Consider the following 14,534-nt stretch of genomic DNA (forward strand, 5'->3'; position numbering starts at 1 on the left):
TCAATTTCTATCGTTCGTTTCATTTGCTAGCTCTTCATTTATCGTATTAATTAATATAGGTAGGTCTTTCATCGTTTCAATGGTATAGTGTGCACCAGTCATCTCAAAAATACGTTTTGTTTTTTCAATGGCTTGTTGTTGTTCTTCAGCAGTTAAAGCTAGGAACTCTTCTTCAGACAGTCCCATTTCCGAACTTCCAATAATAACACCAACAGCCCAAACACCTGCATTCAGCGCCTCTTTTATATCTGATGTTGTATCGCCGACCTTTACTACTTGCTTGGTTGATTTCGCTCCTAATGCCTCCATATTTCTGAAAATCATATACGGATAGGGTCGCCCTTTATCACTAACCTGTGTCGGAGTTACTAAAAAATCTGGTTGATAGCCCTTCGTAGCAGCCTGTTTTGTTACGACTTCCATCATGAAATCTGTGTAGCCTGTAGTAGAACCAAATCGAATACCCGCTTCTCTTAATTGCTGTACAGTCGCGGTTACATGCTGAATAGGATCTGTGTAGGTCGCCAAAGATTCCATTAGCTTTGACTCAAATTGATTGTATAGAAGATGTACATCTTCCTCCGTAAAATGCTGGCGATGAACTCGTTTCCATTCTTCATTAATCCTTGGCATTTCAAGCATCGTACGAATATGATCAATTTTCAGCATGCCCATAGGTTTACGAGCTTCCTCAAGGGTTACTGTTACACCAGCATCTTCAAAAATCGTTAAAAAGACATTTACAGGGGCAAAGCAACCAAAATCAACTGCTGTACCTGCCCAATCCAAAATAACTGTTTCAATTTTCATTATTTTTCACCACCATATAGTTTTCAATGACTTCACATAAGGCCTGCATATCTTCCTCATATATATCTCCAATATTTCCAATACGGAATGTATCTACATCTGTCAGCTTACCAGGATAGATGACAAAGCCTGCCTTTTTCATTTCCTGATAAAAATGTTCAAAAGAAAATTCTTTATGTGGGAACAAATACGTTGTAATAATCGGTGATTGTAGCTCTTCAGAAATATATGCCTCGAACCCTAGTACCGATAAACGAGAACGCAGTAATAGATTATTATCAGCATAACGTTGGTAACGTGCGTTAACTCCTCCTTCTTCCACTAACTCTTCTAACGCCTTAGCAAATGCCGCTACTACATGTGTTGGGGAAGTAAAACGCCACTTCCCATCCTTTTTCATTACTTCCCATTGACTATATAAATCTAAGGCTACACTGCGCGCTTGTCCTTTGCATTTTTCTAATATATTTGTTTTAGCAATGACGAACCCAAACCCAGGAACACCTTGAATACATTTATTGGCACTACTAATACAAAAATCAATATGCAAGTCGGATAAATCCATTGGCACACCACCAAAGCTACTCATAGCATCTACGATAAATGTTTTGTTGAAAGAATAAACAACTTCTCCTATTTCTTTAATTGGATTTAAAATACCAGTAGTTGTTTCACAGTGTACAACCGCCACATGTGTAATACTTGCATCTTTTTCTAGTAACGCTTGAACTTCTAACGATGATGGCTGTTTATCATAAGGGACACTATAAACAACTAGTGCCAATCTTAACACTTTAGCCATTTCTACAATTCTTTCACCATAAGCGCCATTCGTTATAATTAGCAATTTATCATCTTCACCCACAGCAGTTGTTAGCACCGACTCTACAACAAAACTGCCACTACCTTGCATTAGTACTGCTGTATAATGTGGCTCATCGACTTGCGCTAAATTTAAGAGTTGCTTCCGTATCACTTGTGTCACATTTTTATAGTCGTCATCCCACGTACAGCGATCCTTTAACATTTCCTGTTTGACTGTCTTAGTAGTTGTTAATGGTCCTGGTGTTAATAATTTATAGTTGCTCATCTTCTACAACCCCTTATTTTTGCGCTTCTTTAAAGAAAGCTTGGTGTTTTTCTAGTAATTCTACTGTTAAGGTAGTATCCCACTTTTTAAGGTGTGCCGGCACATGCTCTGCCTTTACCTGCTCTCCTTCATAAAGCGCTACAGGGTATTGCTCCAATAAACCATTTCGAGCCTCTGTTGCAATTACCTTTGCCATTTCTTTAGCTAAAGTTTCATCTCCTTCTTTATCTACCACAGCAACTGATTCTGTTAGCGTAAAGTTCCCTTCCACTGGGTCTATATATTCTATTGGTAGTCCTTCTTTTTTGGCATCAATAGCTTGAATACGTAAACCAAATCCAGCTGCTACTTCTCCTGTCTTCACTTTTTTTATTGGTCCTGATCCAGAGCTTTCAATATGAGGTCCAGCATTTTTAATTAAATCCGCCAAAATCCTTTGTCCCTCTTGCTCACCATATTCTTTAATAATGGCTTGTACTAATAGCCAACCGGTTGAAGAGTCCATAATATTAGGGAATGAGAGTAAATCCTTAAAGGCAGGGTCCGTCAAATCTTTTATCGTTGTTGGAACCGGCAAGTCCTTTTGCTGCAAAACACCTGTATTAATAAAAATAGATCCAACATTTCCTAAAATCGGCAATGCATATGTAACACCGCCATCAAGAGGTTTTAAATCCGAAGAAATATCTGTAAACATGGATTTCGAGGTTTGGGCGCTTTCTATAAAATAAGAAGCCATCGTTACGATATCCGCTTCAATATCTGTTCCTTCAGCCATCATTTTTCCACCCAACTCTGAAGTACCGAATGATTGAATTACATATTTTCCTTTATAGCCTTTTTCGTCTAATGTAGATTCCATTACTTCAATTGCCTCATCATCTGCATTTGAATAAATAATTATTTCATCTTTCGAACCTGCTTCTCCCCCTCCACATGCAGTTAATATTATTGCTGCTGCACTAACTGTCCCTAACATCATGATTGTTGATTTTTTCATTTTGAGATCTCCTCCACTTTTTCTTGATGTGCTGTTATATAATCACAACCTAATTTCACAATGAGGTTTGTACATAAAATGAATATCGATAGTACGAAAATATCTGTATATTTTGCAAAATGCTGAAGCTCTTTTATTCTTGTCGAAACAAGCATAGTCTTTGTGCTGACAAGGAAAATAACGCCACTGACCGTGACCATTGCATTTAAAAAATAGTAGCTAAACATTTGATAAATGGTCGATTTAATATTTGGCAAGATAATGCGTATGACTGTTTTTAACCAAGAATCCTTTAATAGCTCCGCTGTCACTTCCCAGGTTGGGTCCATCTTTTGCAATGAATTTTTAGCCATTAAATAAGGAGTTGTAAAAAAATGCACAATATTACATGCGATAATGATAAGAAATGTACCCTTTAATGAACTTCCATTAAAGAAAAACAAATACGATAGACCAAGCACCATTCCAGGAACTGTGTTAGTAATCATTGAGGCAATATCTAAGCTTTTCCTTCCTTTCAATGGCGTCCTTGCATTAAGAAGAGCCGACATAAATGTAATCATTACACCTAAAACAGCTGTTAAAGCCGCAACGATAAGTGAATTAACATACACCTTTATTAAATCTTTCTCCGCTAACACATTTTGCACATGTTCAAATGTAAAGCTGAAATCATAGGGATAACCCTTCGTAAATGGAACGATAAACATGGTTGAAAAAATGATAAATACGACTGCAACAGAGGCAATTGAATAGGCAGTAAACAATGTGTCACGAAGACGATGTTTAACAAGTTCACTTCTCCCCGCCTGTTTATAATGAAAATTAAAACGTTCTAAAATGGTTAACATGAGGACACCCAATATAGCTGGGGCAAGCATTAACACTGAAATAACTGCCCCACGCTCAAAATGCACAATCGAACCTAGCATAGCTTGATAAAGTTCAGTGGCAATTACCCTGTAATTACCACCTACTGATGCAGGGATTCCGAAATCTGTAAAGCTTAAAATAAATGTTAAAATAAACGCACCACCAATCGTCCCAAGCATCGGACGTAATACCGTATGATAAAAACGACGGAGCGGACGATCATGCATTAACATAGACACTAGCAAAAATCGTTTATCGATATATTGCATAGAGTTTTGCATTAGAATAAAAGCGACTGGCAATGTGTATAAGATGTAACCTATCACCAAACCGTTATATCCATAAATCGTGAAAAGTGGTTGTCCAGCTAATCTTGTTAGAATTCCTTGATTACCAAATGTATAAATCAACACGAAGCCATAGGTGATAGTCGGCAATAGCATAGGCAACGTAATTCCTATTTGTACTAGCTTTTTTGTATGGCGATGCATCGTTGTAAAATGAACAGCATAGGCCAATAAAAAAGCTAAAATGGTTGTAATGACAGATGCCACAAAAGAAACTTTAAAGCTATTGAAGAAAGCATCACGGATTTCTACATTTTTTAAAGCATCTATATAATGTTGAACGGAAATATCATTTCCTACTTTTAAAGAGTGCCAAAACATATAAATCAATGGCACTATTAAAAAAAATAGGAGAAATAATAGAATCGGCAGAAAGATTAATTTCATCATTTTATTCGTTTTAAGCATATGTTTCTCCAAACAATTGATAGATATTATTTCGCTTAATATGAAGCTGCTTTAAAATAAAATCCTCAATAAATGAATTTTTCGGTGCTGCTACGATTTCATGTGGTGTACCGAATTGAGCGACTGTTCCTTCATTAATGATCAAAACTTTATCCGATAAAGTTAGCGCTTCTTCTGGATCATGTGTCACAATAATTGTCGTCAAATTAAATTCACGAGCAATTGATTTAATACGCTCCTTGATAGATTCCTTAATGACCCCATCAAGTGCGCTTAACGGCTCATCTAACAAAAGTATGTTGGGTTGCATAACAAGCGTTCTAGCAATAGATACACGTTGCTTTTGACCACCTGATAATTCATGAATCTTTTTTTGCAAATGCGGAGTCAGTTCTAAAAAATCAATATATTCCTGTACATCTTCTTTGGACATTTGCTTATTTTTATTTTTCAATCCATATACAATATTGTCGTAGGCATTTAAATGAGGGAATAACGCAAAATCCTGAAAAACAATATTGAATCCTCTTTCTTGCATGGATTTCTTCGATATATCTTGCCCATTGTAGAGCAGCTGACCACCCGTTTGCTCTGTAAGCCCTAAGATGATATTAAGCAAAGTAGTTTTACCGCAGCCACTCGGCCCTAATAAAGATATGATTTCACCTGATTCGATGGTTACATTGATATCTACTAAGACTTGCTTATTTTTATAGCTTTTTGAGATATTTTTCAGTTCTAACAAATTGGTCACCTCTCTCAGTTCTTAGCTTTAGTATAGGGGCCATTTGTAAAGGAAAATACGCCTTTGTGTAAATGTTGAGTAAATTCTGACCAATTGTTGACAAAGTTATGTATACTTTGAGTAAATATCTATTAGAGGTGATGAAATGTATATGATTGAAAGACAACAACAAATATTACAATTTGTAAGACAGCATAAGGTTGTGAAATTGGTAACACTCACGAAAGAATTTAATGTCTCAATGGAAACAATTCGTCGCGATATTCAACAGCTAGTGCAAGACAAGAAAATTGAGAAGTTTTATGGAGGTATTAAATATATTGAACCTGTAGAGGGACTAATTGATCAACGACTACATGAACAGTTAACAGAAAAAATTGCCATCGCCAAAGCAAGTGCTACTCTTGTTCAAGATGGAGAATGTATTTTTATCGATAGTGGAACAACTACATATCAAATGACACCATTTTTATTGGACAAGGAAAAATTAACAGTCGTGACAAACTCATTACCTGTAGCTTTCGATCTAATCGGCTCTAATATTGAAGTTATACTGCTCGGTGGAAAAGTGCGTCACTCTGAAAAATCCGTTACATCGAATGAATTTCTCTTCCACTTCGAACATCTAAATATTAATAGGGCTTTTATTTGCGCTAGTGGGGTATCTCTTGAAAAGGGGATTTCCGACTTTAATCTAGAAGAAGCTATTACGAGAAAAAAAATTATTTCGATTTCTCAAACCGTCTATGTCGCTACTGATTCTTCAAAATTTAACAAGGATGTAGCTATTCAAGTATGTCCTCTTGAAGAAGTAGATGTCATTATTACAGACGACACACTGTCTAAAAAAACGATTCAACATTTTTCCGATAAAGGGGTTGAAATAAAACTAGTGAACATTTCTGAAGAACACCAGTAATTTAACCAAAAAAACAACTAGTTGCTACGATTGTCAACTAGTTGTTTCTTTATTATATGATAGCAAGCTTGCGCATTATTTTAGCGAGACCATCTGCATCTACATGATCGGCAATATGATGTGCAATAGCCTTCACTCGTTCATGACCATTTCCCATTGCAACACCGGTCCCAACCGCTTGAAGCATTTCTATATCATTAATACCATCTCCAAAAGCAATGGCATCCTTTAATGTGATGCCCATTTTATCCAATACTTTTTCAATCCCTACCGCCTTCGAACCGCCCTTTGGCAAAATATCACAAGAATACGGATGCCAACGGACAAATTGGACATTCGGAAACATTTCACAATATAAAGGTTCATCTTTTTCTTCCATAAATATAAGTGTTTGATATACATCATTCTGCATATAATAGGATGAATCTAATTCTGGATACGGGTATTTAAGTGTATCCAAGCTTTCTGCTACCATCATATGGTCACTGACAGACGCAATCATACGTTTGTCATCTAAAAACACTACCGGTTCATTGCGAGCTTCACCAAAAGCAATAATTTTAGCTAATTCATCTTTTTCAATTCCGTTCGTATAGACAACCTCACCCTTATAAACAACATACTGTCCATTGAAAGTAACATACGTATTAATATCAAGTTCTTCTAATAATGATTCAATCATAAAAGGTGCACGACCTGTAGCAATCGCCAATTCATAGCCATTGCAGCGTGCTTCCAAAAGAGCATTTTTTGCAGATTCAGGTAATTTTTTTTCGCTGTTATAGAGAGTGCCATCAACATCAAAAAACAAAATTTTATTCATTTTATAATCCCTTTCTATAAATAGTACCCATCAAGGTGAATGACTTTACACAGACAATAATTTTGATTATAATGATCCTAAGGAGTGATGTGCCATGCTGAAGAAACTAAAACGGAAATTGTTGAAGCAACTTCGCGGCGTACTCGGAAAAAAATCAATTGCCTAACATTTGCCCTTCATTATTTGAAGGGCTTTTCTTTATTTTAGAGGAACTGCGTGATAATATAAAGGAAATGCATTTATTTGGCTATACGCAACCACTGTCTCACTACTTCCTATTCATTTTATAACATAGTGCACAACCGAAGTATTGAGATACAAGGACTACAAACGTACATTTCTTCTTATAAGAAATTCGTTGTTTTCTTGTAGCACGTGTGTGGTAGTAGTCAAAGGTGCAATAAAATTGTACGCAATTAAAGGAGAGCAAACTATGATTTACAAAGTTTATTATCAAGAAAATGCAAATGAGATTCCAGTTCGCGAAAATACTAAAAGTCTATATCTTGAAGCTGCTTCAGAACGAGAAGTACGTCAAAAGTTAAAAGACCGTAACTACAATATCGAGTTCGTCCAGCTGCTTGAAGGTAACTATTTGGAGTACGAACAAGCAAGCCCGAACTTCGTCTTGGAGGAAATTTAACAAACATGAAGTTTGTTAAAAATGACCAAGCAGCTGTTTTCGCGCTCGGCGGACTGGGCGAAATCGGCAAAAATACTTATGGCGTTCAATTTCAAGATGAAATTATTTTAATTGACGCTGGCATTAAATTTCCAGAAGATGACTTACTCGGCATTGACTATGTTATTCCAGACTATACGTATTTAGTACGTAACGTCGATAAAATCAAAGGACTATTTATTACACATGGACATGAGGATCATATTGGCGGTATTCCTTATCTTTTACGTCAAGTGAATGTTCCAGTCTATGGTGGTAAGCTCGCACTTGGCTTATTACGTAATAAATTAGAAGAACATGGCTTGCTACGTACAACTAAACTCATCGAAATTAAAGAAGAAGATGTTATTAAATTTAGAAAAACATCTGTTAGCTTCTTTAGAACAACTCATAGTATCCCTGATGCTTATGGAATTGTTGTTAAAACACCACCTGGTAATATCGTTCATACAGGTGACTTTAAATTCGACTTTACACCTGTTGGCGAACCAGCCAACCTAACAAAGATGGCCGAAATAGGACGAGATGGCGTACTTTGCTTACTATCAGATAGTACAAACGCTGAAAAGCCTAATTTTACAATGTCAGAGCGTACAGTTGGCAAAAGTATCGATGAAATTTTCCGTAAAGTGGATAGCCGAATTATTTTTGCTACATTTGCGTCAAATATTCACCGTTTACAACAAGCAACAGACGCTGCTATCAAATACGGAAGAAAAATTGCTGTCTTTGGTCGCTCTATGGATAATGCGATTACAATTGGGCGCGAGCTTGGTTATATCAACGCTCCAAAAGATACATTTATTGATGCTCAAAGCATTAATCGACTTCCAGCAAATGAAGTAATGATTTTATGTACAGGCTCACAGGGTGAACCAATGGCTGCATTATCACGTATTGCCAATGGTACTCATCGTCAAATCCAAATACAACCTGGTGATACAGTTATTTTCTCTTCTTCACCGGTTCCTGGTAATACTGTGAGTGTTAATAAAATCATCAATTTATTGTTCCGTGCGGGTGCAGAAGTTATTCATGGTGCATTAAACAATATCCATACTTCTGGTCACGGCTCACAAGAAGAACAAAAATTGATGCTACGTTTAATGAAACCTAAGTTTTTTATGCCTATCCATGGCGAATACCGTATGTTAAAAATGCATACACACTTAGCAGAAGATTGCGATGTACCACTTGAAAATACATTTGTTATGGAAAATGGCGATGTGTTAGCACTAAGTGCCAATGAGGCACATGTGGCTGGTCGTATCCCTTCTGGTGATGTTTATATCGATGGTAATGGTATTGGAGATATTGGTAATATTGTGTTGCGCGATCGTCGCATTCTTTCTGAAGAAGGCCTAGTTATCGTAGTCGTAAGCGTAGATATGGAAAATCAAAAAATTGTTTCAGGTCCTGATATCATTTCCCGTGGCTTTGTCTACATGCGCGAGTCAGGTACGATGATCAATGAAGCTCAAAAAATGCTTAATCGTCATCTGAATGAAACCATTCAAAGCAAAACCCCTCCTCAATGGACAGAGCTTAAAAACGAAATTACAGACGTTTTAGGTCCTTACCTATTTGAAAAAACAAAACGTCGTCCAATGATTCTACCGATTATTATGGAGGTTTAGCCTCATGGAAAGAAGCTATGTAATATGTACATAGCTTCTTTCTTTTTGCTAATTGTAAATTTACTTAATTTTTTTCTTTTTTTGAAACCTCCCTTTTTATTTTTGCGTATATAGTAATAACAACATCCAAAAGGAGCGTTTTATGCTAAATAAACTTCTTCAATCCCTACTCAATGGTAAATCCAAACGTCATTATTCTTCATCAAGCAGTCGTCGCAGATATTCCAAACGCCATAATTATTATGGCCATAAGCATTATAAACGTAGTTCTCGTAAAAGCTCACGTAGTTTTTTCAGCTCTTTGAGTTTTTTCAGTAGCTAATGTGGTGGAAACGACTTTCAGAAAAAAACTTTGATTATGCTGTAGAGCTTTTCATAGCTGAGCATCCAGATTTCACGTTTAAAAAATTTCTTGGCTTTGGCTCATATGGTCGTGCGTACTTAATTGAAAATTGCTCATCAACAGGTCTGTTCGTCTTAAAATGCCTGCGTCCCAAGCATCGTCATCACCAAAAGACCATACATAAATTCAGGCAGGAAATTCAAATTCTACAGCAATTATCATTGCCGAATATACCTAAAATCCATTCGACTGGAACTATCCAAGATATGCCTTATTTTATGATGGACTATATAAACGGCCAAACCTTTGAACAGCTTATTTTTCAAGAAGGTGTTAAATTTCCTGTCGCTCAGTCACTTGAAATAACCAAACAGCTTTTAGAACAAATTATCCTGCTACACAATCACGGAATTGTCCATCGAGATTTACGTATACCTAATATCTTATTGGTTGATCAACAATTACACATTATAGATTTTGGTCTCGCAACGACATTACAAAAGGCAGTGGAACTTTCTTCTATACAAAACCCGAAGCGAGCTGAAAATCATATTAGCGATCTATATTTCGTGGGCCATTTTCTATTGTTCTTACTTTATTCAGACTTTAAGCCACGTAAAAAGAAAGAGGACACGTGGCAACAAGAATTGAATTTACCGATAGAAGTGAAGGATTTTCTCGAACGATTATTATGGATTCAAGACCCTTTTAGTAGTGCATTAGAAGCTTACCGATCTCTGCCACATTTAATAAATATTTCCATACATTTGAAAGAAAAATAAAAAAATAGAATTGTTCACCGATCTAAAGTGAGCAATTCTATCCTATAATTTAAATATTTAAGTATTTTGCACATACATAAGCAATCCAATGATACGCAGGGCTAAGTCGTAGATTTTCTATTAGCCCCTTTACGATGGCTTTACTGTATGTTGGCTTTTCTATTTCGAGTTTTAGCAGTTCCAATGATTCTTTTTCAATAGAATCCTCAGTATTATCAATATTTTGTTCAATTAACTGCAGTAACATTTCCTTTGAAATATCCTGTTCGCAAGGCTTCGCTATAAAAGTAACAAGCTCCTTCGTAATAAAAGGTATCGTTGTATGTCGTGCAATAATATCTGTTTTTTCTGCTAAAGATTTCGCAAGTTGTTCTAAATCGAGAGGCATATCTGAAAAGATAAAAAGTTCCGCATAGCTCTTCATAAAACCTTTAATACAATACATGACATCGTATTTTGTTTCTTGTAGCTTATCCTGATAAAGTTGCTCCAGCATATAAATGATAGATTTAGACATCTCTGCTTCATACGCTGTTATTTTATGAAATAGCTCTTTTTTTGTTAGAAAGACCTTCTCATTAAAAAATACTCTAGCAGATGCAGAGTGATTTTTGAATGCCTGAAAGATACTTTTATAAAATTCAACCAAAATCGTTTCTTTGTTATACGCCCCTCTGACTACTCGGTCAACATCTGTAATAAATTGTTGTAAGTAGTAGTCAACCATAGAGATAACAAGCTCGTCTTTTGTTTTGAAGGATAAGTAAAACGCACCCTTAGAAATCCCACAACGTTCTGTTATTTGCTGTACTGATGTAGCTTCAAAACCCTGTTCAGAAAACAGCTCTAATGCTTTCTCCATAATTAATTGCTTTTTTAACATATTTTTAACTCTCTCCTAATGCATTTCGTTGACAAATGACCGATTAGTCATTAGTATAAATAATTGAATTTAGTTAGTCAATAAAGGGTAGGTGTGAAGGTGAAAGGTTTAGTTAATTTCGTATTGAAAAACAAATTGGCAGTGTGGTTATTAACAATTATCATCACTGTCTCTGGTATTTATTCCGGCACAAGAATGAAAATGGAATCTATACCTGATATCTCGATCCCATACTTAATCGTCATGGGCGTATATCCAGGTGCAACGCCTGAACAAGTCATGAATGAGCTTTCCATCCCATTCGAAAAATCCATAGAAAGCTTAGAAGATGTGAAGGCAGTTTACTCAACATCCTCTTCCAACGTAGCACAAGTGCAGGTTGAATACGACTATGGCATTGATATGGATGAAAAAAAGCGTCAGTTAGAAGCAGCTTTAGATAATCTAAAATTGCCTGAAGGTGCTCAAGAGCCAACTATTATGGCTATCAGTATGAACATGATGCCAGTAGTAGCTTTATCCGTTAGTAGTTCTGAGGAAGATATTGTCGATCTTACTTCTACAGTAGAAGATGTTTTACTTCCTAAGATTGAAAAAATTGATGGTGTTGCCTCTGCAACCATTACAGGTCAGCATATTGAACAAGTATCCTTTAAATATGATGAAGAAAAAATGGCTGCATTAGGGTTAACAGAGGAATCAGTCAAGCAAATGATTCAAGCAAGCGATATGTCACTATCACTTGGTTTATATCAATTTACTGTTGGAGAACAAGCAGTTTCTGTAGACGGTAAAGTAAAGTCCGTAGATGAACTAAAAGATTTATTAATTCCAGTCACACCTTCAGCAACAAATCCTTCACCATTCGTTCGTCTGGGTGATATTGCAAAGATTGAAGTAGAAGGTAAAGTACAATCTGTGTCCCGTACAAACGGTCAAGATGCTATTGCCATTCAAATCGTTAAGGGTCAAGATGCTAACACTGTAACTGTTGTCAATGCCGTTAAAGACCTTATGAAAGATGAAGAAAAACGTTTAGATGGCCTAAACGTAGATATCTCTCTTGACCAAGGTGCCCCAATTGAAGATTCTGTCTTTACCATGATTGAAAAGGCCGTATTTGGTGGTGCAATTGCTGTATTAATCATCTTGTTATTCTTACGTGATTTCAAATCAACCATTATTTCGATTGTTTCGATCCCAGTTTCAGTTTTCATGGCATTACTACTACTAAACTGGATGGATATTACATTAAACATTATGACCCTTGGGGCGATTACCGTTGCCATTGGACGTGTTATCGATGACTCGATTGTAGTTGTTGAAAACATTTATCGACGTATCCATTTAAAACAAGAAAAATTAACAGGTCGAGCTTTAATTCGTGAAGCAACCATTGAAATGTTTAAACCGATTCTTTCGTCAACATTAGTTACAGTGGCTGTATTTGCTCCACTTATTTTTGTAGGTGGTATGGTTGGCGAACTATTCATGCCATTCGCACTAACAATGACGTTTGCATTAGGTGCATCATTATTAGTAGCCATTACCATTGTACCTGCATTATCCCATTTCCTATTCCGTAAAAAACTATACGGTGAGAAAAAAGAAAGCCAGCATAAAGAAGTTGGTAAACTAGCAACATGGTACAAAGGTGTTTTAGAAAAAGCGTTAAATCATAAAATTATTACGTCTCTAATTGCGATTTTCTTACTTGTAGGTTCACTAGCGTTAACTCCTTTAATTGGGTTTAGCTTTATGGGATCACAGGAAGAAAAAGTTATGTACCTCACATATACTCCTTCAACTGGAGAGCTTGCAGATGAAACTGCAGCAAATGTTGAAAAAGTAGAAAAAGAATTAATGAAGCGCAAAGACGTTGATATTTTACAAGTTTCCATTACAGATGCGAACAATGTCGATCCATCAGCAATGATGATGGGCGGAGGCGCTGGCGGAGCTTTAATGTACCTAATCTTTGATCCAGATATGAAAGACTTCCCTAAAGCTCGTGAAGAAGTAGAAGACTATGTATTTAATATAGGTCAATCAGGAGAATGGAAATCTCAGAACTTCTCTTCAATGTCTATGTCTTCAAACGAAGTAAGCTACACACTATATAGTGATGATTTAGATAAGCTACGAGACGCTGTAAATCAAGTAGAAGGTGCTTTAAAAGATGTGGATGGCCTAGAAGATATTAAATCAGATAACGAAGATCCATATGTTGAAAATGTACTTAAAGTAGAACAGAAGAATGTCCTTCAATATGGTTTAACAACTGCTCAAATCGTGATGGCTTTAAATGCAAATACATCACAAGAAGTTTTAACAACCGTGAAAAATGATGGAAAAGATATTGATGTCATTGTTCAACGTGATGCCAAAGCAGCTGCGACTTCACTTGAGGATGTTTTAGCAACTGAAGTTAAAACAGCATTAGGCACAACGATGACTATTGGTGAGCTAGTAGATGTTGAAGAAGGCACGACTCTTAACTCACTATCTCGTTCAAAAGGTGAATACTTCGCAACAGTATCCGGTACGATTATCGGCGATGATATTTCAAAAGCAACTTCTGCTGCCGATAAGAAAATTGACAAATTAGATTTACCAAAGGGTGTAACAACAGGTGTTGCTGGAGTTGCTGCAGATATGCAAGAAACATTCACGAAGCTGGGTGTTGCTATGCTAGCGGCAATAGCGATTGTATACTTCATTTTAGTTGTTACGTTCGGTGAAGGTTTAGCTCCATTCGCTATTCTCTTCTCGCTTCCATTCGCCGTAATCGGTGCATTTGTTGGTTTATTTGTAACAGGTCAAACGATTTCTGTTTCTGTTATGATGGGTCTACTGATGTTAATCGGTATCGTTGTGACGAACGCCATCGTATTAGTTGACCGTATTATTCATATGGAACATGCTGGTTTAGTCATGCGTGAAGCCATTCTAGAAGCTGGTGCTACACGTTTACGCCCAATATTGATGACAGCTATTGCAACAATCGGTGCGATGGTTCCTATGGCACTTGGTTCTGGTGGTAGTGGATTAATATCAAAAGACTTAGCCATTACTGTAATTGGTGGTTTATTATCATCCACTCTATTAACATTAGTGGTTGTACCAATTGTGTATGAAATGCTTTCAAAAATGTTAAAGAAAAATCGTAAAGATATCGAAGAAAATTAATAA

General features: G+C 36.4%; 12 protein-coding genes. 5 read left to right on the plus strand and 7 right to left on the minus strand.

Annotated features, from left to right (window positions below; genetic code table 11):
- The 5 genes from phnX to ACP3VS_RS02270 are packed head-to-tail and all read right to left on the minus strand — an operon-like array spanning position 1 to position 5,273.
- A complete protein-coding gene (gene phnX / locus ACP3VS_RS02250; protein ID WP_012293091.1) occupies positions 1-810 on the minus strand; it encodes a phosphonoacetaldehyde hydrolase in 810 nt (269 codons plus the stop codon).
- Positions 800-1,900, minus strand: coding sequence for a 2-aminoethylphosphonate--pyruvate transaminase (locus tag ACP3VS_RS02255; RefSeq protein WP_012293090.1), 1,101 nt, complete (start codon positions 1,898-1,900; stop codon positions 800-802). Before ACP3VS_RS02255 ends, phnX begins: the two co-directional genes overlap by 11 nt.
- Positions 1,901-1,913: 13 nt before the next feature.
- Positions 1,914-2,900: an extracellular solute-binding protein gene (locus ACP3VS_RS02260; protein WP_426388334.1), complete on the minus strand. Its 987-nt coding sequence runs from the start codon at positions 2,898-2,900 to the stop codon at positions 1,914-1,916.
- On the minus strand, positions 2,897-4,528 hold the full coding sequence (locus tag ACP3VS_RS02265) for an ABC transporter permease subunit (RefSeq protein WP_012293088.1): 1,632 nt from the start codon (positions 4,526-4,528) through the stop codon (positions 2,897-2,899). The genes ACP3VS_RS02260 and ACP3VS_RS02265 overlap by 4 nt, the downstream gene beginning before the upstream one ends.
- On the minus strand, positions 4,521-5,273 hold the full coding sequence (locus ACP3VS_RS02270) for an ABC transporter ATP-binding protein (protein WP_031418862.1): 753 nt from the start codon (positions 5,271-5,273) through the stop codon (positions 4,521-4,523). Before ACP3VS_RS02270 ends, ACP3VS_RS02265 begins: the two co-directional genes overlap by 8 nt.
- A gap of 151 nt (positions 5,274-5,424) precedes the next feature.
- On the opposite strand from ACP3VS_RS02270, the gene ACP3VS_RS02275 reads away from it, so the two are divergent.
- A complete protein-coding gene (locus tag ACP3VS_RS02275; protein ID WP_426388372.1) occupies positions 5,425-6,192 on the plus strand; it encodes a DeoR/GlpR family DNA-binding transcription regulator in 768 nt (255 codons plus the stop codon).
- Positions 6,193-6,244: 52 nt separating this feature from the next.
- Here ACP3VS_RS02275 and ACP3VS_RS02280 read toward each other — a convergent pair whose 3' ends face one another.
- Positions 6,245-7,015: a Cof-type HAD-IIB family hydrolase gene (locus ACP3VS_RS02280; RefSeq protein WP_012293085.1), complete on the minus strand. Its 771-nt coding sequence runs from the start codon at positions 7,013-7,015 to the stop codon at positions 6,245-6,247.
- A 433-nt stretch (positions 7,016-7,448) separates the two neighbouring features.
- Here ACP3VS_RS02280 and ACP3VS_RS02285 point away from each other — a divergent pair, with 433 nt between their 5' ends.
- From ACP3VS_RS02285 to ACP3VS_RS02295, 3 genes are all read left to right on the plus strand, one after another.
- The gene (locus tag ACP3VS_RS02285) at positions 7,449-7,658 is read left to right on the plus strand and encodes a DNA-dependent RNA polymerase subunit epsilon (RefSeq protein WP_012293082.1); all 210 of its coding nucleotides are present in this window, start codon (positions 7,449-7,451) and stop codon (positions 7,656-7,658) included.
- 5 nt (positions 7,659-7,663) lie between these two features.
- Positions 7,664-9,334 carry a ribonuclease J1 gene (gene rnjA, locus ACP3VS_RS02290; protein WP_012293081.1) on the plus strand — a complete coding sequence of 557 codons (1,671 nt, stop codon included), beginning with the start codon at positions 7,664-7,666 and terminating at the stop codon, positions 9,332-9,334.
- A 321-nt stretch (positions 9,335-9,655) separates the two neighbouring features.
- Positions 9,656-10,459 carry a serine/threonine protein kinase gene (locus ACP3VS_RS02295; RefSeq protein WP_012293080.1) on the plus strand — a complete coding sequence of 268 codons (804 nt, stop codon included), beginning with the start codon at positions 9,656-9,658 and terminating at the stop codon, positions 10,457-10,459.
- Between the two features lie 49 nt (positions 10,460-10,508).
- Here the strand turns inward: ACP3VS_RS02295 and ACP3VS_RS02300 are convergent, their stop codons facing one another.
- Entirely contained in the window at positions 10,509-11,342 is an 834-nt protein-coding gene (locus tag ACP3VS_RS02300) for a TetR/AcrR family transcriptional regulator (protein WP_031418856.1), read from the minus strand.
- Positions 11,343-11,441: 99 nt separating this feature from the next.
- Between ACP3VS_RS02300 and ACP3VS_RS02305 the strand changes: the two genes are divergently transcribed.
- Positions 11,442-14,531: an efflux RND transporter permease subunit gene (locus ACP3VS_RS02305; RefSeq protein ID WP_031418855.1), complete on the plus strand. Its 3,090-nt coding sequence runs from the start codon at positions 11,442-11,444 to the stop codon at positions 14,529-14,531.
- The last annotated feature ends 3 nt before the right edge of the window (positions 14,532-14,534 follow it).

Origin of the sequence: Lysinibacillus sp. VIII_CA, from assembly GCF_049943995.1 — a bacterium.
GTDB classification, from domain to species: Bacteria; Bacillota; Bacilli; order Bacillales_A; family Planococcaceae; genus Lysinibacillus; species Lysinibacillus pinottii.